The sequence below is a fragment of the Kytococcus aerolatus genome, assembly GCF_900187395.1.
In the GTDB taxonomy this organism is placed as follows: domain Bacteria; phylum Actinomycetota; class Actinomycetes; order Actinomycetales; family Dermatophilaceae; genus Kytococcus; species Kytococcus aerolatus.
In genome coordinates this window covers 62,221-81,901 of sequence record NZ_FYEZ01000003.1, presented here as the reverse complement: position 1 = coordinate 81,901, position 19,681 = coordinate 62,221, and the positions used below count along the sequence as shown (strand labels likewise).

19 protein-coding genes and 1 riboswitch are annotated in these 19,681 nt (G+C 74.2%); of the genes, 12 read left to right on the top strand and 7 right to left on the bottom strand.

The window, feature by feature from the left end:
• The first annotated feature begins 53 nt into the window (after nucleotides 1-53).
• Nucleotides 54-154: riboswitch (SAM riboswitch) on the top strand.
• Nucleotides 155-166: 12 nt separating this feature from the next.
• The 7 genes from CFT82_RS11770 (at nucleotide 167) to CFT82_RS09700 (ending at nucleotide 6,687) form a co-directional block, all read left to right on the top strand.
• Nucleotides 167-304: a hypothetical protein gene (locus CFT82_RS11770; RefSeq protein ID WP_012801966.1), complete on the top strand. Its 138-nt coding sequence runs from the start codon at nucleotides 167-169 to the stop codon at nucleotides 302-304.
• A gap of 152 nt (nucleotides 305-456) precedes the next feature.
• Entirely contained in the window at nucleotides 457-1,863 is a 1,407-nt protein-coding gene (locus CFT82_RS09725) for an O-acetylhomoserine aminocarboxypropyltransferase/cysteine synthase family protein (RefSeq protein WP_268807429.1), read from the top strand.
• A 134-nt stretch (nucleotides 1,864-1,997) separates the two neighbouring features.
• On the top strand, nucleotides 1,998-2,975 hold the full coding sequence (locus tag CFT82_RS09720) for a homoserine O-acetyltransferase family protein (protein ID WP_159461902.1): 978 nt from the start codon (nucleotides 1,998-2,000) through the stop codon (nucleotides 2,973-2,975).
• 28 nt (nucleotides 2,976-3,003) lie between these two features.
• Entirely contained in the window at nucleotides 3,004-4,218 is a 1,215-nt protein-coding gene (locus CFT82_RS09715; protein WP_088818941.1) for a cobalamin-independent methionine synthase II family protein, read from the top strand.
• Nucleotides 4,219-4,583: 365 nt separating this feature from the next.
• Nucleotides 4,584-5,312 carry a 5'-methylthioadenosine/adenosylhomocysteine nucleosidase gene (locus CFT82_RS09710; protein ID WP_234994394.1) on the top strand — a complete coding sequence of 243 codons (729 nt, stop codon included), beginning with the start codon at nucleotides 4,584-4,586 and terminating at the stop codon, nucleotides 5,310-5,312.
• Nucleotides 5,309-5,917, top strand: coding sequence for a hypothetical protein (locus CFT82_RS09705; RefSeq protein WP_088818940.1), 609 nt, complete (start codon nucleotides 5,309-5,311; stop codon nucleotides 5,915-5,917). Before CFT82_RS09710 ends, CFT82_RS09705 begins: the two co-directional genes overlap by 4 nt.
• A gap of 20 nt (nucleotides 5,918-5,937) precedes the next feature.
• Nucleotides 5,938-6,687 carry an alpha/beta fold hydrolase gene (locus tag CFT82_RS09700; protein WP_088818939.1) on the top strand — a complete coding sequence of 250 codons (750 nt, stop codon included), beginning with the start codon at nucleotides 5,938-5,940 and terminating at the stop codon, nucleotides 6,685-6,687.
• 3 nt (nucleotides 6,688-6,690) lie between these two features.
• On the opposite strand, the gene CFT82_RS09695 is transcribed toward CFT82_RS09700, so the two are convergent.
• The 4 genes from CFT82_RS09695 to CFT82_RS09680 form a co-directional block, all read right to left on the bottom strand.
• Nucleotides 6,691-7,356, bottom strand: a complete 666-nt coding sequence (locus CFT82_RS09695) for a lytic transglycosylase domain-containing protein (RefSeq protein WP_088818938.1) — start codon at nucleotides 7,354-7,356, stop codon at nucleotides 6,691-6,693.
• Nucleotides 7,357-7,423: 67 nt separating this feature from the next.
• Nucleotides 7,424-10,000, bottom strand: a complete 2,577-nt coding sequence (locus tag CFT82_RS09690) for an AAA family ATPase (protein ID WP_088818937.1) — start codon at nucleotides 9,998-10,000, stop codon at nucleotides 7,424-7,426.
• Nucleotides 10,001-10,152: 152 nt separating this feature from the next.
• Complete coding sequence (locus tag CFT82_RS09685; protein ID WP_088818936.1) at nucleotides 10,153-10,686, bottom strand: NADPH-dependent FMN reductase; 534 nt, start codon at nucleotides 10,684-10,686, stop codon at nucleotides 10,153-10,155.
• A gap of 211 nt (nucleotides 10,687-10,897) precedes the next feature.
• Nucleotides 10,898-12,466, bottom strand: a complete 1,569-nt coding sequence (locus CFT82_RS09680) for a SulP family inorganic anion transporter (RefSeq protein ID WP_088818935.1) — start codon at nucleotides 12,464-12,466, stop codon at nucleotides 10,898-10,900.
• Between the two features lie 192 nt (nucleotides 12,467-12,658).
• Between CFT82_RS09680 and CFT82_RS12285 the strand changes: the two genes are divergently transcribed.
• From CFT82_RS12285 to CFT82_RS09665, 3 genes are all read left to right on the top strand, one after another.
• The gene (locus tag CFT82_RS12285; protein WP_088818934.1) at nucleotides 12,659-13,144 is read left to right on the top strand and encodes a MerR family transcriptional regulator; all 486 of its coding nucleotides are present in this window, start codon (nucleotides 12,659-12,661) and stop codon (nucleotides 13,142-13,144) included.
• 169 nt (nucleotides 13,145-13,313) lie between these two features.
• Nucleotides 13,314-14,636, top strand: a complete 1,323-nt coding sequence (locus tag CFT82_RS09670; RefSeq protein ID WP_088818933.1) for an MFS transporter — start codon at nucleotides 13,314-13,316, stop codon at nucleotides 14,634-14,636.
• Nucleotides 14,633-15,184, top strand: coding sequence for a GNAT family N-acetyltransferase (locus CFT82_RS09665; protein ID WP_088818932.1), 552 nt, complete (start codon nucleotides 14,633-14,635; stop codon nucleotides 15,182-15,184). The genes CFT82_RS09670 and CFT82_RS09665 overlap by 4 nt, the downstream gene beginning before the upstream one ends.
• Here the strand turns inward: CFT82_RS09665 and CFT82_RS09660 are convergent.
• A complete protein-coding gene (locus tag CFT82_RS09660) occupies nucleotides 15,147-15,596 on the bottom strand; it encodes a thiol-disulfide oxidoreductase DCC family protein (RefSeq protein ID WP_088818931.1) in 450 nt (149 codons plus the stop codon). The genes CFT82_RS09665 and CFT82_RS09660 overlap by 38 nt on opposite strands.
• Before the next feature lie 77 nt (nucleotides 15,597-15,673).
• Complete coding sequence (locus CFT82_RS09655; RefSeq protein ID WP_088818930.1) at nucleotides 15,674-16,846, bottom strand: metallophosphoesterase family protein; 1,173 nt, start codon at nucleotides 16,844-16,846, stop codon at nucleotides 15,674-15,676.
• A 166-nt stretch (nucleotides 16,847-17,012) separates the two neighbouring features.
• On the opposite strand from CFT82_RS09655, the gene CFT82_RS12130 reads away from it, so the two are divergent.
• Nucleotides 17,013-17,630, top strand: a complete 618-nt coding sequence (locus CFT82_RS12130) for a DnaJ family domain-containing protein (RefSeq protein WP_088818929.1) — start codon at nucleotides 17,013-17,015, stop codon at nucleotides 17,628-17,630.
• Here the strand turns inward: CFT82_RS12130 and CFT82_RS09645 are convergent.
• Nucleotides 17,593-18,933 (bottom strand): DUF389 domain-containing protein, encoded by a 1,341-nt coding sequence (locus tag CFT82_RS09645; protein ID WP_159461901.1) that lies wholly within the window; start codon nucleotides 18,931-18,933, stop codon nucleotides 17,593-17,595. The genes CFT82_RS12130 and CFT82_RS09645 overlap by 38 nt on opposite strands.
• Nucleotides 18,934-18,996: 63 nt before the next feature.
• On the opposite strand from CFT82_RS09645, the gene CFT82_RS09640 reads away from it, so the two are divergent.
• The gene (locus tag CFT82_RS09640; protein WP_088818927.1) at nucleotides 18,997-19,644 is read left to right on the top strand and encodes a LysE family translocator; all 648 of its coding nucleotides are present in this window, start codon (nucleotides 18,997-18,999) and stop codon (nucleotides 19,642-19,644) included.
• The last annotated feature ends 37 nt before the right edge of the window (nucleotides 19,645-19,681 follow it).

Below are 19,681 nucleotides of genomic sequence, written 5' to 3'. Positions count from 1 at the left end.
ACCTGGGCGGTGCCACCTTGCGCGCGGCCGCCACCGTGGCCTAGATTGACCGCACCTCATCCAGAGCGACCGAGAGACGTGGCTCCCTGACGTCGCGGCAACCCTGCGGACCCCCGGGTCCGAGCACGGGTGCCAACGCCACGATCGATGCGAAGGAGATCCGCAGATGCACGACATCCGCACCGATCACACCCTCTGCGTCACGCTGCCGCTGGGCCCCGTGACGCCGCTGCCGGGGTTCCGCCCGGTGGTCCTCTCCCTGGTCTCGGTGCAGCGAATGCGCTGGGCGCAGGGCGCCGCCTGAGCCGCCCCCTGCGCCGAGCCCGCTGAGGCCCGACGACCCCTTTTTGCTGCCTGCCGCCCCGTCGTGGGGCCGGCCGGCGTGCCGCACCCTCCCCGCATCGTCGATGCGGGTGCGAGGGGCACCGCGGCGCACCCCAGACCCAGGAGAAGACCATGACGCACCCCACCGAGCCCACCCCCACCACCGACGCCGACACCACCACCGCCACCACCGCTGATGCGGTGAGCACCCCCTCGGCCGCCCCCGACCCCTCCGCGTGGGGCCTGGCGACGCGGTCGATCCACGCCGGCCAGGTGCCGGACTCGGACTCGGGCTCGCGCGCCCTGCCCATCCACCAGACCACCAGCTACGTCTTCGCGGACGCAGACCAGGCCGCCAACCGGTTCGCGCTCGCCGAGCTCGGCCCCATCTACACGCGCCTGAACAACCCCACCACCGAGGCCGTGGAGAACCGCCTCGCCGCCCTCGACGGGGGAGTCGGCGCCCTGTTGCTGTCGTCCGGCCAGTCGGCCACCACGTTCTCGCTGCTCAACCTCTGCCGTGCCGGCGACCACGTGGTGGCGTCCGCCCACCTCTACGGGGGCACGCAGAACCTGCTGGCGGTCACGCTGGAGAAGCTCGGCATCCACACCACCTTCGTGGACGAGCCCAACGACCCCGCCGCTTGGCGGGAGGCCACGCGGGGGAACACCAAGGCCTGGTTCGCCGAGACCATTGCCAACCCGTCGGGCCTGGTGCTGGACATCCGGCCCGTCGCCGACGCCGCCCACGAGGCGGGCGTGCCGCTGATCGTGGACAACACCGTGGCCACCCCGGCCCTGCTGCGGCCGCTCGAGCACGGCGCGGACGTGGTGGTCTACTCGGCCACCAAGTTCCTCGGCGGGCACGGCACCGCCATCGCCGGGGCGATCGTGGACGGCGGCACCTTCGACTACGGCGCGCAGCCGGAGCGGTTCCCCAACTTCACCGAGCCCGACCCCTCCTACAACGGCCTGGTGTTCGCCCGCGACCTCGGGGCCGACGGTGCCTTCGGGGTGAACCTCTCCTACGTCCTGCGGGCCCGGGTGTGCCTGCTGCGGGACCTCGGCTCCGCGCCGGCCCCGTTCAACGCCTGGCTGATCGCGCAGGGCCTGGAGACGCTCACCCTGCGGCTGCAGAAGCACGTGGCCAACGCGCACGAGGTGGCCCGCTGGCTCGACGCCCGGCCCGAGGTGACCCGCGTGCAGTGGGCCGGCCTGCCTGGTCACCCCAGCCACGAGGTCGCCCAGCGCTACCTGCCGGACGGCCCGGGGTCGGTCCTCTCCTTCGAGCTCGCGGGCGGGGCCGATGCAGGGCGCGCCTTCGTCTCGGCGCTGCAGCTCTTCAGCCACGTGGCGAACATCGGCGACGTGCGCTCGCTGGTGATCCACCCGGCCAGCACCACCCACGCCCAGCTGTCCGATGCGGAGCGCCTCGCCGCCGGGGTGACCCCCGGGCTGGTCCGCCTGAGCGTTGGCATCGAGGACAGTGCCGACCTGCTGGCCGACCTCGAGCGCGGCCTCGGGGCGGTGGCCCGGTGACCGCGGTGCTCAGTCCGGCGCGTCCCGGCTCCGCGCGCACCGCGGGACCGGCCCCGCTGGTCGGTGTCGGGGGTTGCCCGGCACCGCGGCACGACCTGTTGCGGCTGGGTCGGTTGGTCTGCGAGGGCGGGGGAGTGGTCCCCGACCTGCAGGTCAGCGTCCGCCGCTGGGGAGCCCCGCCGCGCGCCGACGGCTCGAACGTGGTGCTGCTGCTCCACGCCCTGACCGGTGACTCCCACGTGGCCGGGCCGGGCGGCCCGGCGCACAGTCCCACGGGCTGGTGGCCGGGCGTCCTCGGGGTGGGGGCGCCGGTGGACACCGAGCGCTTCCACGTCATCGCCCCCGACGTCCTCGGTGGGTGCAGCGGCACCAGCGGCCCGGCGGGTGCGTCGGTGCCGAACGCGCTGGGCGGCGCCGACTTCCCCGAGGTGACGGTGCGCGACCAGGTCGCCGCGGAGGTGCGCGCCGTGCAGGCCCTGGGCATCCGTCGGGTGGCGCACGTCATCGGTGCCTCGGCCGGTGGGATGCGGGCCTTGGAGTGGGCGGCGCAGACCGCCGTGCCGGTGGACCACGCCGTCGTCGTGGCCGCACCGGCCGCCTCCTCGGCCGACCTGCGGGCCGGTCTGGCGGTCCAGCGCGCGGCCGTCACCGCCGACCCGGCCTGGCAGGGCGGGTACTACGCCCCCCAGTCCGGCCCTACTGCCGGCCTGGCGCTGGCCCGCCAGCTGGCCGTGCTCACCTACCGCAGCGCGGACGGTCTGGAGCAGCGCTTCGGGCCCGATGCGGGGCGCCTCACAGCGTGGCTCGAGCACCACGGCCGCTCCTTCGTCGAGCGCTTCGACGCGGTGTCCTACCTGCGCCTCATCGGGGCGATGGCCACGCACGACCTCGGCCGCGGGCGGGGCGGTGTGCAGCGTGCGCTGCGGCACCTGCCCGCCCGTGTCACCGCGGTGGCGGTCTCCTCGGACCGCTTCACCACCCCCGACGAGGTGCGCTCCCTGGCCCGCGGGACCGGCGGCCGGTACGCCGTCATCGAGTCCGTCCACGGCCACGACGGCTTCCTCATCGAGACCGAGCAGACCGCCACGGTGCTGCGCTCGGTCCTCGCCTGACCCCCTCACCACACCCCAGGAGCTCCCCATGACCCCCGTCCTCACCAGCCACGCCGGTTCCCTGCCCCGCCCGGACTCCCTGCGGGAGGCCAACGCCCGCCGTGCCGCCGGCGAGATCGACGCCGCAGCGTTCGACGAGCAGCTGGGCACTGCCGTGCAGCAGGTCGTCGCCCGCCAGCGCGACCTCGGCCTCGACGTCGTGAACGACGGCGAGTACGGCCACGCCATGACCGCCTCCCAGGACTTCGGCGCCTGGTGGACCTACTCGTTGGACCGCACCAGCGGCCTGGAACTCGTGGAGCCCACGCAGTCGCCGGAGGAGCTCGAGGCGCAGGAGGAGCGGCTCGGCAACACCCCGGCCGACCCGGCCGACGGTGTGCGCCTGACGACCTTCGGCCGCCGCCGCGACTGGCTGCGCTTCCGTGACGTGTACGGCGACCCGACGAGCGGCACCGGCATCGATGCCCGCCGCCCGCTGCCCCTGCCCACGGCGACCGGCGCCATCGGGTACGCCGGGCAGGATGCGGTCGCCCGGGACACGCGCGCCCTCACCGCGGCGCTGGCCGCCACCGGCGGTGGGCGCGGGTACCTGTGCGCCCTCTCGCCCGGGTCCGCGGCCCGCATCGGCAACGCGCACTACACCAGCGAGACCGAGTGGCTCCACGCCTGGGCCGGGGTGCTGCGCCAGGAGTATTCCGCCATCCTCGATGCGGGGCTCGAGCTGCAGATCGACGACCCCTCCTTGGCCGAGAGCTGGGACCAGGTGAACCCCGAGCCGTCGGTGGCCGACTACCAGCGGTTCGTGGCCCGCCGCATCGAGGCCCTCAACCTGGCGCTGGAGGGTCTGGACACCTCCCGGGTGCGGCTGCACCTGTGCTGGGGCTCGTGGCACGGCCCGCACACGACGGACGTCCCGCTGGCGGACATCCTCGGGGAGGTCCTGCAGGCGAACGTGGGTGGTCTGTCGCTCGAGGCCGGCAACGTGCGCCACGAGCACGAGTGGACCGTCTGGCGCGATGTCGAGGTGCCCGCGGGGCTCACGCTGCTGCCCGGGGTGGTCTCGCACGCGACGAACGTGGTGGAGCACCCGGACCTGGTGGCCCAGCGCATCGGACGCTTCGCCGAGGCCGTCGGCAGCGACCGCGTGATCGCCTCGAGCGACTGCGGTTTCGGCGGTCGCGTCCACCCCGACATCGCTTGGGCGAAGCTCGAGTCGTTGGTGGCGGGCGCCCAGCGCGCCTGAGTGCTCGGACCGGCTGGCCTGGCTCCGCGCCAGCCAGCCGGTCCGGCCCAGCAGCCCGGCTAGCCCGGTCCGGCCGCCCGCGACGCCGTCCCTGTGAGGCGCGTGTGAGGCCCGCCCCCAGCCTGTGCGCCGGTCGTGAGTCCGCTGTGAGTGACGTGAGAGACCGGTGCGGCAGTGTGCTCAGTGGTTGCCCAACTCCTTCGCGAGGGCGCCGGGAGCGGCTGCAGGAGGGGGCGGCAGGGCCACAGCGGGCCTGCCGCAGGGATGCTCCCGGCGCACGCTGCGGGCCCTGTGCGATGCTGCCGGGCATGTCGCACGCACCGGGAGTGGATGGGCGCCGCGGGCCCCGGGGAGTTCTGGGCCTGATGGGGGCCATCGAGGCCGAGGTGGTCTCGCTCCGGGCGGCGCTGGCCGATCCCCGCCCCGAGACCGTGCTGGGCCAGGAGGTCACCACGGGGCAGCTCGAGGGGGTGGACGTGGCCGTCCTGCGCAGCGGCGTGGGCAAGGTGAACGCCGCCCTGGGGGCGGTTGCGCTGCGCACGGTGGGGGCCGACCGCATCGTGTTCACCGGGGTTGCTGGGGGGCTGGCGCCCGAGGTGGGCGTGGGTGACCTCGTGGTGGCCCATGACGTGGTGCAGCACGACGTCGACGTCACCGCGCTGGGTCGTGCCCCGGGGGAGCTGCTCGGCGAGCCGGCTGTCTGGCGGTCCGATGACCGGCTGCGGGCGGCGTGCGAGCACGCGGCGCGGGAGGTGTCCGGCGGGGCCGGGGTGCACACCGGCCGTATCGCCTCGGGGGACCAGTTCATCGCCTCCGTGACGCAGCGCGTCCGCATCGTCGAGCAGTTCGGTGCCCTCGCGGCCGAGATGGAGGGCGCGGCCATGGCCCAGGCGTGCGCCCGGATGGGGGTGCCCTGGGCGGTGGTGCGCAGCATCAGCGACAACGCCGACGGCGACGCGGTGGCCGACTTCCCAGCCTTCCTCGAGCAGGCGGCCGACCGCGGTGTGGCGCTGGCCCGCGCCGTGTGCCGTCGGGTCTCGGACAGGACGACGGGTGGCACGACGACGCGTGAGACGAGCGAGGAGGGGCGATGAGCAGGCGTTACCCGACCCCGGCCGAGGAGATCGCGGAGATGCGCGGCCACGTGCAGTCCGTCGCCACCGTGGCCAGGGGCCGGCTCGAGCCCCGGAGCGGGTGGGTCCGGGGCGCGTGGTGGCTGTCCGTCCTGGTGTGGGCGGGGCTGGCCGGGTGGACCCTCGTCCGGCCGGGCGGTCTCACCGTCGTCTCGGACGGACAGGTGCAGCAGCTCAGCGGGTGGGAGGCCTTGATCCTTGTCGGGCTGGCGCTCCTGCTCCTGCCGATGCCCTGGATGAGTCGACTGCTCCTGAGCCCCCAGTGGGCGCCGATGGTGAACATGCCCCACAAGGACTTCTGGGTGCGCACGCCGGCCCGGCTGGCCCGCGGTGAGCGCTTGATGTGGGAGTTCCTGGCGCTCTTGACACTGGTCACCACGGTGCTGTGCGCACTGCCCTTCGCCCTGCCGAGCCTCTGGGCGGACCTGGGCTGGGGCGAGCTCCCGGCGGCGGTCATGGTCGCCGCGATGGGCGGGTTGGTCATCGGCATGGTGGTCCTGCTCGTCTGGGGGATGCTCTGCTTCTTCGACCCCGAGCGCTCCGCCGCCGACCTGCCGCTGGAGTGACCCGGGATAGCCTCATCTGCGTGAACGACGAGCTGCCGGACGACCTGGACCTGACCATCCCCGACGACCTCTCTGCCCTGGAGGGCCTGGGGGAGGAGCCGCAGGGCCCCACCCCGCTGGCGCTGGTGCACGGCATCGGTTCCACACCCATCGACTGGCAGGACGTGGTGAGCCGCATCGGCGCCACCCGCCCGATGGCCGCCCCATGGGTCTCGGGCCTGAAGCCCACCGAGGCCGTCGGCCTGGACCTCCCGCGCTGCGCCGAGGGTGTGCTCAACACCCCGGACGTCATGACCTGGCGCCGCTTCGACGCCGTGGGGGTCGACGTCGGCGGCCTGGTCTGCGCCACCCTCGCCGTGAACCACCCGCAGAAGGTGCGCCGGCTGGTGCTCTCGGCGGTCTTCCCGCAGATGCCGAAGATGGCCGTGCGCATGCAGAAACTCGCCCTGCAGGCGCAGTCGCGCAACAACCTCGTCGCACAGGGGATCGACCGGCAGCGCACCCTGGAGGTGCTCGACGTCCTCGCCGGGCTGGACGCCACCGAGACCCTCCGCGCCCTGGACCTGCCGGTGCTCGTGCTCAGCGGGGAGGACCGCACGGCCCGGGCCGCGGCACAGCAGGTGGCCGCGCTGGTCCCGGGGGCGGAGCTCGGTGTCGTGCCCGGTGGCGGCCGTCGCCCCCACCTCGAGGCCCCCGAGGCCTTCGCCGACGCAGTCGTGGAGTTCACCGCCGACGATCGACTCGAGGAGGGGCCGGGTGAGGAGGCCTGAGCCTCAGCGGCGGTAGCGCTCCGCCCAGGTGAGCACGTCGTCCACGTACTCCTCGGAGTTGTTGTACCGCTTGATCGCCGAGCGGAGGGTCTCCTCCTCCGACAGGTCGATCTCCTGGTTGCCGCAGAGCAGGCTGGCCGTGGCCAGGGCCGCGTCGTGGATGTTCTGCGGGTCCTTCTCGCCGTCCCCGTTGCCGTCCTGGCCGTGGATCTCCCAGGTGGTGGGGATGAACTGCATCGGGCCCACGGCGCGGTCGTACTCGGTGTCCCCGTCGATCTCGCCGCCGTCGGTGTCGCTGATGCCGGTGACATTCCCGCCGGCCCCGCTGCCGTCCAGCCGGGCCCCGTAGATCGGCGGGTCGGCCCGGCCGGCGTCGTCCAGCTTCCCCCGCTCCGCGTGCTTGCTCTCCACCCGTCCGATGCCGGCGATGACCTCCCACTGCAGCCCGTGGCAGGGGTGGTCGAACTCCTCGGCGCCCGCCGCGGCGTTCTGGTAGGCCTCCCGGGCGGGGTCGGGGATGTTCCCGGCCCGCTCGGTGGTGGGGCTCAGGGTGTAGGCGACGTACAGCAGCACGGTGAGGAGCGCAGCCCCCAGGACGGCCCAGAGGCGGCGGTCCAGGCCGGCCAGGTGGGTGGCCTTCCGACGGGTGGCCTTCTGGCGAGAGGGCATGGTGCTCCTGAGAGGGAGGGGCGGGCGGCGCGGAGCCCTGGTCCGGGGCGGCCGTGCCGGGGAGGGATCACCGAAGGGTAGTCGGTGCGCCCGTACGGATCACCCGTCCTCCGGAGGGGCCCGCGCCCGGCCCCATCTCGAGGACCCGGTGGGCCGTCTCCGCGGCGACCGGGTCGTGCTCGGCGAGCACCACCGTGTGGCCCGCGGCGGCCAGGGCGTGGAGCTGGCGCACCAGTCGGTGGGTGTCGGCGGGGTGCAGGCCGGTGGTCGGCTCGTCGAAGAGGTAGAGGGTGGGCTCCCGTCGCCGCACCCGCAGCTCGGTGGCCAGCTTGATGCGCTGCGCCTCCCCGCCGGAGAGCTCGGTGGCCGGGTGGCCCAGTCGGAGGTATCCGAGCCCCAGGTCGGCCAGCGCCTGCACCGTGCGGCGGACGGTCGGCTCCTCGGTGAAGACCTCCCGTGCCTCGTCCACCGTGAGGGCCAGCACCTCGGCGATGGTCAGCCCCTGCCAGCGAACCTCGAGGGTCTCCTCGTCGTAGCGCGTGCCGTGGCAGGTGGGGCAGAGCGAGTAGGTGCCGGGCATGAAGAGCAGCTCCACCGACACCGAGCCCTGCCCTTCGCAGGTGGGGCAGCGGCCGGGGGTGGTGTTGAAGCTGAACCGGCCCGCCCCGAAGCCGCGCGTCTTGGCCTGCTCGGTGGCGGCGAACAGGCTGCGGATGCGGTCGAAGGCGCCGGTGTAGGTGGCCAGGGTCGACCGGGGCGAGCGGCCGATCGGCTTCTGCGTGATGCGCACCAGCCGTCCCGGCACGGCGCCGCCCGGGCTGCCGCCGGCGACGGTGACGGTCGCCGGCGTGCCCCCGTCCGGCGGGTCGAGACGACCGGGAAGCTCCTCGCCCTCCTCGTCGCCCGTCCCCTCCGCCTCGGTGGTGACCTCCTGGGCGTGGGCGCGGACCGCCGCGGCGATGCCGTCGAGCAGCGAGGACTTGCCGGACCCGGAGACCCCCGTCACCACCGTCACGGCGGCCAGGGGGAAGTCCACGTCGGCGCCCTGCACGTTGTGGCGGTGGATGCCGCGGACCTGCAGCAGGCCGCTGGCCCCGGGGGTGGGGCGCACGGCGGGGGGACCGTCGGGGAACACCTCCTCGGGGTGCACGGGGCGCTCGACATAGCGCCCGGTCACCGAGTCCTCCACCCCGGCGAGCCCATCCACCGGTCCGCTGAAGAGCACGCGACCGCCGTCCTGACCGGCCCACGGACCCACGTCGACCACCCAGTCGCACGCGGCCACCACACCCATGTCGTGCTCCACCACGAGGACGGTGTTGCCGGCCTCCACGAGCCGACGCAGCACCCGCACGAGGGCCTCGGTGTCGCGCGGGTGGAGGCCGGCGGACGGCTCGTCGAGCACGTACAGCACCCCGAACAGGCCGGCGTGCAGGAGGGTGGCCAGGCGGATGCGCTGGAGCTCGCCGGGGGAGACGGTCGTGCTGCCGCGACCGAGCGCCAGGTGGCCCAGGCCCAGCTCCACGAGGACCTCGAGGCGGGCGGTGAGATCGGTGAGCAGGTTGAGCTCGGCGGCCTCCCGGGCGGTCGGCTCCGTGGCCGCTCCGGCGATGGGCTCGCCGGACGTCCCCTCGCCCGGTGCGCCGGATCGCGTGCGGCGGGTGGCCTCGGCCAGCTCACCGGTGCGGCGGGTGGTGAGCTCGAGCAGCTCGTCGATCGGCAGGTCCAGCAGGTCGGTGATGCCCTGCCCCTGCCAGCGGACCGCCTGGGCGTCGGGGCGCAGGCCGGCCCCGCCGCAGGTGCCGCAGGGGTGGGCCTCCACGAAGCGCAGCGCCCGGGCCCGCTGGGTGGCCGAGCGGGTCTCGGCGAGGGTCCGCAGCAGGTAGCGGCGGGCGGAGGAGAACTGGCCCTGGTAGGGGCGCTGGATCCGCCCGGCCTCGCGCTCGGGCACCACCTCCACGGTGGGCTGCTCGTCGGTGAGCAGGATCCAGTCCCGGTCGGCCTGCGGCAGGCTCTCCCAGGGGGCGTGGACGTCGTAGCCGAGGGTGGCGGTGATGTCCCGGTAGTTCTTGCCCTGCCAGGCACCGGGCCAGGCGGCGATGGCGCCCTCGGCGATGGAGAGGCTCGGGTCGGGCACCATCGACGCCTCGGTGGGCTCGTGGACCACGCCCAGCCCCGAGCAGTCCGGGCAGGCGCCGACAGCGGTGTTGGTGCTGAAGGCGTCGGAGTCCAGGTGCTCGGTCCCGGCGGGGTACTCGCCGCAGCGGGAGAGGAGCATCCGCAGGATGCTGCCGGTCTGGCTGACGGTGGCCACCGTGGAGCGGGAGGAGACCCCGGAGGTCGTGGCCTGCTGCCCCAGCGCGACCGCCGGGGGCAGCCCGTGGACGGCCCCGACCTGCGGGTCCAGCGCCCCGTGGAGCAGGCGGCGGGCGAAGGGGGCGACGGTCTCCAGGTAGCGCCGCTGCGCCTCGGCGTGGATCGTGCCGAAGGCCAGCGAGGACTTGCCCGACCCGGAGACTCCTGTCACCGCGACCAGCCGGTTGCGGGGGATGCTGACGCTCACGCCCTGCAGGTTGTGCAGGTGGGCGCCGGTGACCGTCAGGTGGGTCTCGGGGGAGGGGACCGGAGGTGCTGCGGACGTCATCGGGCCAGTCTCGCAGCCGTGCGCCGGTGGCGAGGGGTCCCGCGTCTCGCCACGCAGCAGACGACCATCACCTGACGTGCACGAACGTCACCTCGATCGCTGATGGTGGTGCGCGTCAGGTGATGGTCGTCGGGGGGGGGGCTGGACCCGGCTCAGCCCTGGGCGTCCACCCGCTCGACGAGCGCGGTGAACAGGGCGCTCATCTCGTCGGCCGGGGCGGCGTCGGTGGGGGTGCCGTCCACCTCGAGGTGCTCGCCCAGGCGAAGGCCCGGACCGTCGGTGCGGGCCATGCCGATGCGGTCGGCCACACGGGCCAGCACCTCCATCGCGTCCGCGCCGGCGTTCCAGCCGTAGCCGATGACCCCGACCGGCTTGCCCACCCACTCGGCGTAGAGGTGGTCGATGGCGTTCTTGAGCACGGCCGTGTAGGAGCCGTTGTACTCCGGGGTGGTGATGACCAGGGCGTCGTACGACTCGATGGTCTCCGCCCAGGCCCGGGTCGCTGGGGACTGGCCGGGGCTGGCCTTGGGGGACTGCGGTTCGTCGAAGAGGGGGAGCTCCACCTCGGCGAGGTCGACGATCTCGGCCTGCACCCCCTCGGGGGCCTGGTCGGCGACCCATCGGGCCACGGTGGGGCCGATGCGTCCGGAACGGGTGGAGGTCACGAGGATGCCGATACGGGTCATGTCACGGAGTGTACGGGGGTGATGGCAGTGGGCCCGGCCCGCTGGGGTGCCCCACGCGCAGGATCACCGTCCTCGTCCAGACCCACCGTGGGTGGACGGTGGTTCTGGGCGAGGACGGTGGGTCTGCGGCGGGTGGCGGGGGGGGCTGGTGCCCGCCCCGCCGCTCGCCACCTGCCCCTCGGTGCCCGGCAGGGGTGCTCCTGTCGGTCGCTCAGTGCCCGTCGCCGAGGTGCCCGGAGAGCTGCCCGTGCCGGTCCGCCGAGGCCTCGTTGAGGCCGACGATGGTCACCCGCTTGCCCTTGGCGGTGTACTTGGCCTCGATGCTGTCCAGCGCCGCCACGGTGGAGGCGTCCCAGACGTGGCTGTCGGACAGGTCGATGACCACGCGCTGCGGGTCCCCGGCGTAGTCGAACTGGTACACCAGATCGTTGCTGCTCGCGAAGAAGAGGGCACCGGTCACCCGGTAGGTCACCGCGTCGATCGTGCCGTCGCCGTCCACGTCGATGCTCTCCACCCGCTCCACGCTGGTGAAGTGGGCCACCCGGCGGGCGAAGACCACGAATGCGGTGAGGACGCCGAGGATCACGCCGTAGGCCAGGTTCCCGGTGGCCACGGTGACGGCCACGGTCACGAGCATCACGAGGGTCTCGGCCAGCGGCAGGCGGCGCAGCGTGCCCGGCGCGATGGAGTGCCAGTCGAAGGTCGCCCAGGAGACGAAGATCATCACCGCCACGAGCGCTGCCATCGGGATGCGTCCCACGAGGTCGCCGAGCGCCACCACGAGGATCAGGAGGAACACGCCGGCCAGGAAGGTCGAGATGCGGGTGCGGGCCCCGGAGGCCTTCACGTTGATCATCGTCTGGCCGATCATCGCGCAGCCACCCATGCCGCCGAAGAAGCCGGTCACCACGTTCGCCACGCCCTGGCCCCAGCTCTCGCGGGTCTTGTCCGAGTGGGTGTCGGTGATGTCGTCCACGAGCTTGGCGGTCATGAGCGACTCGAGCAGCCCGACCAGCGCCATCGCCAGCGCGAAGGGGCCGATGATCTGCAGCGTCTCCAGGGTCAGCGGGACGTCCGGCAGCAGCAGCGCCGGCAGGGAGTCGGGCAGGTCGCCCATGTCGCCGACCGTCGGGACCTGCCACCCGAAGAGCGCCGCGGCGACCGTCACGAGGACGATCGCCACCAGTGGGGCCGGCACCGCGGAGCTCAGGCGCGGCAGCAGGAAGATGATCGCCAGGCTCACCGCCACCAGCGGGTAGACGAGCACCGGCACGTCGACGAGCTGTGGCAGCTGGGCCATGAAGATGAGGATGGCCAGCGCGTTGACGAAGCCGACCATCACCATTCGTGGGATGAAGCGCATCAGGCGGGCGACGCCCAGGGCCGCCAGCACCACCTGCAGGAGGCCGGCCAGGATCACCGTGGCCAGGAAGTAGTCGATCCCGTGCTCCCTGGCCACCGGGGCGATGACCAGCGCGATGGCGCCGGTGGCGGCCGAGATCATCGCCGGGCGTCCGCCGACGATCGCGATGGTCACGGCCATCGTGAACGAGGCGAAGAGCCCCATCCGCGGGTCCACCCCAGCGATGATGGAGAAGGAGATCGCCTCCGGGACGAGGGCCAGGGCCACCACGAGGCCGGCCAGGACCTCGGTCTTCAGTCGGCGGGGGTTGCGCAGCGCGGCGAGCGTGGAGGTCTCGCGCTCGCCGGCCTCCGGGACCAGTGGGTACTCGTCGGTCGGGAGGTCGTGGGGCGCCGCGTCGGGCACGGTGCTGCTCATGGGTCTCCTGGGGGATCGTCAGGGGGCGGCCGGTGCCGGACGGGCCGGCCGGTGGGTGCCTCGGCGCCTCGGGGGTCTGGGGTGCGCCGCGCACGGCTCCGTCGGGCGGGTCCGGGAAGGGGTTCAGGGGGCGTGGGACGCTGGGCCAGCGGCCAGCACTGCCCCAACTCTATCGCAGCGTAAGGTTTTCCCATGACCATCGAGGACGTCCCGCTCGCCCACATCGGCGAGGTGGCCGAGCGCACCGGCCTCTCCCACCGCACGATCCGCTACTACGAGGAGATGGGGCTCGTCGTGCCCTCCGCGCGGACCGAGGGCGGGTTCCGGCTGTACTCCGAGGCCGACGTGGAGCGCCTCCAGCTGATCACCCCGATGAAGCCGCTGGGGTTCTCGATCGACGAGATCCGCGAGCTGCTCGACGCCCTGGACACCTTGGCGGCGACAAAGGTGCCCGACGGTGCGGGAACCGGTGCGTCGGCTGGTGCGGCGGCTGACGCGCAGGCAGCGGTCGGCACCTCGGTCGAGGAGCAGGCCGCGGCGCGCGAGGTGGTGGCCGCGGCGCGCGAGGTGGTGGCCGCGGCGCACGAGCGGGCCGTGCCGACCATGGAGCGGCTCCGGGCCACCGCCCGCCGGGCCGAGGAGCTCACCCAGCGGCTGGCCGCCGAGGTCGCTGACTGACCGCGCCCCCAGGCCCACCGCCCAGCCCCACCGTCCTCACCGCAGGCCCACCCTCCTCGTCCAGACCCACGGTGAGCGGACCGTGGCCCTGAGGCAGAGCGGTGGGCCTGGACGAGGACGGTGGGGTTGGCGTGGCTCGTCCGGGCACCGCCTGTGGCAGCCTTCCGGTGTGCCCACTGACCCCGCACCGACCGCCCTCCCGGGCCGTGCCTTGGAGTGGTTCGCCCCTGCTCGCCTCGGCCCGAGCTTCCGCTGGCTGCTCGGTGGTGCCTACGCGGCGAACCTCGCCGACGGGATCGTGCTGGCCGCCGGCCCCCTGCTCGTCGCCTCGCTCACCGACAGCGCCCTCCTCGTGGCCGCCGCACCGATGATGAACCGGCTCCCGTGGCTCGTCCTGGGCTTGGGGGTCGGGGCGCTCGCCGACCGCTGGGACCGCCGCCGCATGACCATCGCCGGCGACCTCTCCCGGGTGGTGGTCCTGGCCCTGCTGGTGGCCACCCTGCTCAGCGGGCACGCGACGATCGGGCTGGTGCTGGCGGTCATGCTGCTCCTGGGCGTCGCCGAGGTGGTCACCGATTCGGCGGGGATGACCCTGCTCCCCTCGCTGGTCGGCCGGCAGGAGCTGGTCCTGGGCAACTCGCGGATGATGGGTACCGCGCTGGTGGGTAACCAGCTCGTCGGGCCGGCGCTGGGGGCGGGCCTCTTCGCCCTGGGCAGCGTGTGGGCCTTCTCCACCGGGATGCTGCTCATCGCCCTGGCCGCGGCCTGCGTCACCCGGATCGTCCTGCCGTCCCACCCGGCCACGGAGGTCGACGACGACCGGGACGGGACCCCCGCCCGGCGGAGCGTCCACGCCGACGTCGTGGAGGGCCTCGTCTGGCTGCGTCACAACCCGGCCGTGCGCACCCTGGTCCTCACGATCCTCACCTTCAACATCACCTGGGCGATGGGCTGGGGCGTCCTCGTCCTGTGGGCCCAGCAGCGGCTCGGTCTGGGGGCCGTGGGCTTCGGCCTGCTCACCACAGCCTCGGCGGTCGGCGGCATCATCGCCGTCCTGGCCTTCGACCGGCTGGCCGCCCGCTACGCCCTGTCCACGCTGATGCGGGTCTGCCTCACCCTGGAGGTCCTCTGGCACCTGGTCATGGCCACGGCCACCTGGGCCTGGGTCGGCTACGCGGCGCTCTTCGGGTTCGGTCTCTACACGTTCGTGTGGGGCTCCACCTCGTCGGCCGTCCGGCAGCGGGCGACCCCGGACCACATGATGGGCCGCATGAGCTCGATCAACCTCGTCGGCCTCACCGGCGGCATGGTCGTCGGGATGCCCATCGGCGGCCTGCTGGCCGACGCCTTCGGCATCACGGCCCCGTTCTGGGTGGGCTTCGTCGGGTCGGGGCTGACCCTGGTCGTGATCTGGCGGTCGCTGGGGCACATCGCCCACGTGGTCGAGCCGGCCGGCCCGGAGTCGGGCAGCGCGCCGGGGGATGCCGGATGAGCGGGGTCGAGCTGCGGCCGCGCCGTCCGGAGGACCTGCCTGGGCTGGGCGAGCTGCTCCTGGAGCAGCAGCCCGTCTCGGACTACCCGCACGTCCGACCGAAGCTGGAGGCGGTGGCAGCCTTCCTCGCCCGCTCGACCGAGGAGGCCGCCTGGGTGGCCGTTCACCGCCGGGGCGGGGTCGAGGAGCTGCTCGGCCACGTGGCGGTCACCCGCATCGCGCGCGGGGCGGAGGGCGAGGAGGAGACCCTCGCCTGGTGCGAGGGGGCCGGCTGTGCCCCGGAGGAGCTGCGGGTCGTCGGGGCGCTCTTCGTCGGCCTGCACGCGACGGGGCTGGGGGCCGGGGTGGCGCTGCTGCGGCGGGCGACCGAGCACGTCCTGGACGCCGGGAGGGTGCCCTGCCTGGACGTCCTGCCCACCCATGACCGGGCGGTCGCCCTCTACCGGCACCTCGGCTGGGTGGAGGTGGGGCGCCTGCGCCCCGACTGGCTGGCGGACTGGGCGCCCGAGGTCATCGCGATGGTGCACCCGGCGGGCCGCCGGGGCTGACGCGGGGGGCCGGGGCGAGCGCGCAGGCCGCCGTGCCGCCGGGCAGCTCGTGCCGGTGCTCGGCCACCCACCGGTAGACCCGCGCCGCCACGGGGGCGATGCCGGGGGACGCGAGGATCCGCCCGGCCAGCCGCAGCAGGGCGGCCGCGACGGCACGGAGCCGGCCGGTCGGAGCGGAGCGGTCTGCGCGGGAGGTCCGCAGCGCCGCGGCGATCCCGGCGGCGCCGTACGCCACCTCTCCGGTGGCGTGCACGAACGGGATCTCGGCCGCGGCCCGTGCCGGGTCGACAGCCAGCTCGGCCAGCCGGGCGGGGGTCATTGGCTCGATCCGGCAGGTCACCGGCCAGCGTGCCAGGAGTTGCGCCGAGCGAGTGCAGAAGCCGCAGTCGGGGTCGTACAGCAGGGTGCCCATGCTGCATGGTCGCAGGGGGCCGGACCCTCCGGCCCGACCCCCTGCGAGTCCCCACGGGGGAAGCAGGCGACCCGTCGTCAGCGCACGTACGGCGGCAGCGGGCGCGGCTCGCTGGGCTGGTACCCGTCGCTCAGGTCGATCCCGTAGTCGCGGGCGAAGCGGAGCTCGGTGGTGAACAGGTCGTCGCTGTCCTCGGTCAGGCGGAACAGACGGGCGCCCCGCAGGCGGTGGTTCTGCGCGCCGCCCAGGCCGTAGGCGCCGAACCCGGTCCCGGGGCCGTACCCCAGCCGGATGCCGAAGTAGTTGCCCACGTAGGTGTTGACGTGGTCGTGGCCGACGAACAGGCCACGCACGTCACCCCGGTGCAGCATCGCGTTGAACAGGCCGGAGTTGAACGGGCCGGGGCACTCGTCCTCGTTGCGCTCACCGACGATGGTGTGCTTCTCGAGGGCACGGGTGTGGTCGGCCGGGGTCCGCGAGTCGACGCTGTCCCACCACATGAAGCGGTGCTCCCACAGGGCGATGTGCTGGAAGACCAGGCCCGGGACGGGGGCGCCGTTCCTGCGCTCCAGCTGCTGGGAGGTGTGGTGGTACCAGTCCACCTGGTCGAAGCGCAGCCAGTCCCAGTCGGGGTAGCCCTCGAAGTCCTGGCCGGCGATCTCGTCCGGGGCGTAGCGGCCGGAGTCCAGGAGCCAGATGGCGGCCTTCGCCCGGCCCCCGCGGGAGCCCCGGACGGGCAGCACCATGTTGCCGGTGCCGGTGATGCCGCGGGCGCCGGCACCGTTGACGTTGTGACGGTAGCGGCGGACGAACTCGAGGATCCGCCGCTCGGTCATCCCGCTGCTCCCGGCGGAGTCCTCGTCGTGGTTGCCCATGGTGATCGCCCACGGGATGCCGCGCTCCTCCATGGGCAGCACGACGTTGTTCAACGCCTGGCGCACCTGCTCGGTGGTGCTCATGTCGCCGTTGATGACGTCACCGTTGATGAGGGCCAGGTCCGGGCGCACGTCGTCCAGGACCGCTTCCTGCAGGGCGAGCGTGCGCACGTCGGTGGTGTGCGTGTCCTGGGTGTCGTTGAACTGCACGACGGTGAACTCACCGTTCGGGCGGAAGCGCAGGCCGGTGCGCTCGATACCACCGCGCACCGGGGTGGCGGCGGCGGGGGTGGCCGCAGCGGCGGAGGCTGCGGCGCCGGCCGCGGTGACACCGGCGCCGGTGAGGATCGCGCGGCGGTTGAGGGAGGTGGACATGAAGGCCTCCTGGGGGTCGGGGAAGTCGTGCCGTAGCACGCTAGGGATGTCCGATGACGACGGATCCGCGTCGGGGTGACCGCGCGGTGTACGGCGGGGAAACGTTTCGGGTACGAGAATTCCGTCCCCCGTGACCCGCCGGGCACCGCCTCCCTAGGCTCGGGGCATGGCTGAACCGCCCCGGGACCCCGAGCAGCCAGCTCCCTCCGGCGAGCCCGACGACCCGCGTCCCGAGCTCACCGTGGAGCGGGCGGCCACCGTGGCCGAGCAGTCCATCCGCCAGGCGCAGCGGGCCGGGGCCTTCGACCACCTGCCGGGGGCGGGGAAGCCCCTGGTGGGCCTGGACAGCCCGTCGGACCCGGACTGGTGGGCGCGCGACAAGCTGCGCCGCGAGCAGGCCGACCTCTCCCAGGCGCTGCCCGTGGTCCTGCGGTTGCGGCGCGAGAAGGAGGGACTCCTGGGGAAGGTGCTCACCCTGCCCACCGAGGAGCGGGCACGGGCGCACCTGGAGGACTTCAACGCCCGGGTGCTCCACGACCGGCGCCAGCCCGTGGCCGGCCCCGCCTCACCACCGGTGGTGAGTCTGGTCGACATCGAGGAGTACCTCGTGGTCTGGCGGCAGCAGGCCGCCCGCACCGCCCGGGCCCGGGCGGCCGCTGCGGCCGAGGAGGGCCGGCGCGAGGAGGAGGCCCGGCGGCAGCGGGCCGCCGAGCGCGCCGCCCGCCGGGAGCGGGGCTGGGGCTGGATCACACGCCGGGGATCCCGCCGAGGCCCAGCACGCTGAGCACGAGCCCGACCGAGACGCCGACCCCCACGCCCCAGGACCCGATGCGCCTGCGGTTGAGATCCAGCGACCAGACGGGGACCACGCCGGAGAGGACGAAGGTCAGCCCGCTGGCCGCCGCCATGCACACCACGTTGGTGACGAAGAGCAGCGCGGCACCGCCGGCCTCGGCCCAGGCGGCCTGCTCCAGGCAGGTGGCCACCACGGCCAGCGGCGGCACGAGCGCGATGGCGATCGCCACCCCGGGCAGGGAGGTGGAGAGCCCCCTGCGGGAGAGGGCGAACGCCCCCGCCGCCCCGGAGGCCACGGCGATGAGCAGGTCCGGCACCGACGGCGCGGTCCGCGAGGCGATCTGCGTGTTCGCCACCACCGACAGCCCCGGGTCCAGGGCGCGGACGATGAGGAAGGCGCAGGCGAGGGCCACGGCGATCCCCAGGCCGGCGACCGCGAGGGAGTTGCCGAGGCGTCGCGGCCACCCCATGCCCAGGCTGAGGCCCACCCCCATGATCGGGATCATGAGGGGCGCCACGACCATCGCGCCGATGACCACCGCGGTGGAGTCGGTGACCACCCCGAGCGTGGCGATCGCGGTGGCCAGGGCCATCTGGACGAGGAACTGGGCGGTGCGGCTGCGGGCGTCCGGGCCCTCCAGGTAGAGCGCGCCGACGACCTCCTCCCGGTCCGCCCCGGAGGCCCCGTTCATCCGCAGCCAGCGCTCGAGCCGACCCGGCGGGTTCTCGGTGCCCTGCTCGGGGGAGAGGTCGGTCAGGCCGGCCCGCTCGGCGGCGTCGATGACCGTGTGCAGCCCCAGCAGGGAGATCCCGCTGAAGAGCACGGCGTGCAGGCCGATGCCCGGGGTCAGCAGGCAGGTGGTGGCCAGCGCGGCGAAGGCCATCTCGTTGAGGCCCGGCCCGGTGACCCCCTGGTCGCGGTGCCGCCAGCGCACCTCGGCGACCGTGAGCAGCACCAGGCACAGGCCGAGCAGCCGTACCCCCACGGGCCAGGCGCCGTCGGGCAGCACGGAGGTGGCCAGGCCCAGCCCGGCCACGAGGGATCCCATGACCCCCAGGGCCAGCCCGACCGTCCAGGCCAGGCTGGCCTCGCGACGCAGGGCGCGCCAGAGCATGAGCGCCGCCCACACCGCCACCGCGCCGGCACCGGCCCCGAGGGCGAGATCCTTGTGCCGGGCCGGCACCGAGGCCAGAGCGCCCAGGACCACGGCCAGGGCGGCCAGCTCTGCCAGGGCCACGGCGCTCGAGGCGGTCCAGCGGGGAGCGTGCGTGGTGTCGTGCTGGGTGCTCATGGCGGCCAGCATCCCCCACCGCGGGGGCTGGTCCGGGAGCGGGGAGGTGCCTACGCTCCGTGCATGGACGTCTACCTCTCGCTGGCCGCCGTCTGGCTGCTCGGGGTGATGTCCCCCGGCCCGGACTTCGTGGCCATCCTGCGCACCGGGCTGCGGCACGGCCGGGTGGCGGCCTCCTGGGTGGCGGTGGGGGTCATGGCCGGCATCACCGTGTGGATCGTCCTGGCGCTGCTGGGCCTCACCGCCCTCGTCCAGGCCAACCCCCTGCTCGGCACGGCCCTGCGGGTGGCCGGGGCGCTGGTGCTCATCGCCCTGGGCGTCACCGGCCTGTGGGGCGTCCTGCGCCCGGGCTCCGCCGCCGAGCCCGCCGAGCCCGCCGGGGAGGAGGCCGCGGGCGGCGCAGCGCCCGTCCCGGCCGAGCTCCCCGCGGTCCGTGCCTTCCGGCTGGGGCTCCTCACGAACGTGGCCAACCCCAAGGCACTGGTCTTCTTCGGTGCCCTCTTCGGCTCGCTCATCCCGGCCTCGACGGGGTGGGCCGGCCACGGTGTCGTGCTGGCCGAGATGCTCGTCATCGGCACCGCGTGGTTCCTCTTCCTGGCCTGGGCGGCCAGTCGCCCGGCGATGGTGCGCCTCTACCGGCGGGCGGCCCGCTGGATCGACGGCGCGGCGGCGCTGGCCTTCCTCGGCCTGGGCCTCGCCCTGATCGGCTGACCAGCCCCCCGGCCGGCCCCGGCGGGTGCGGCCGGCC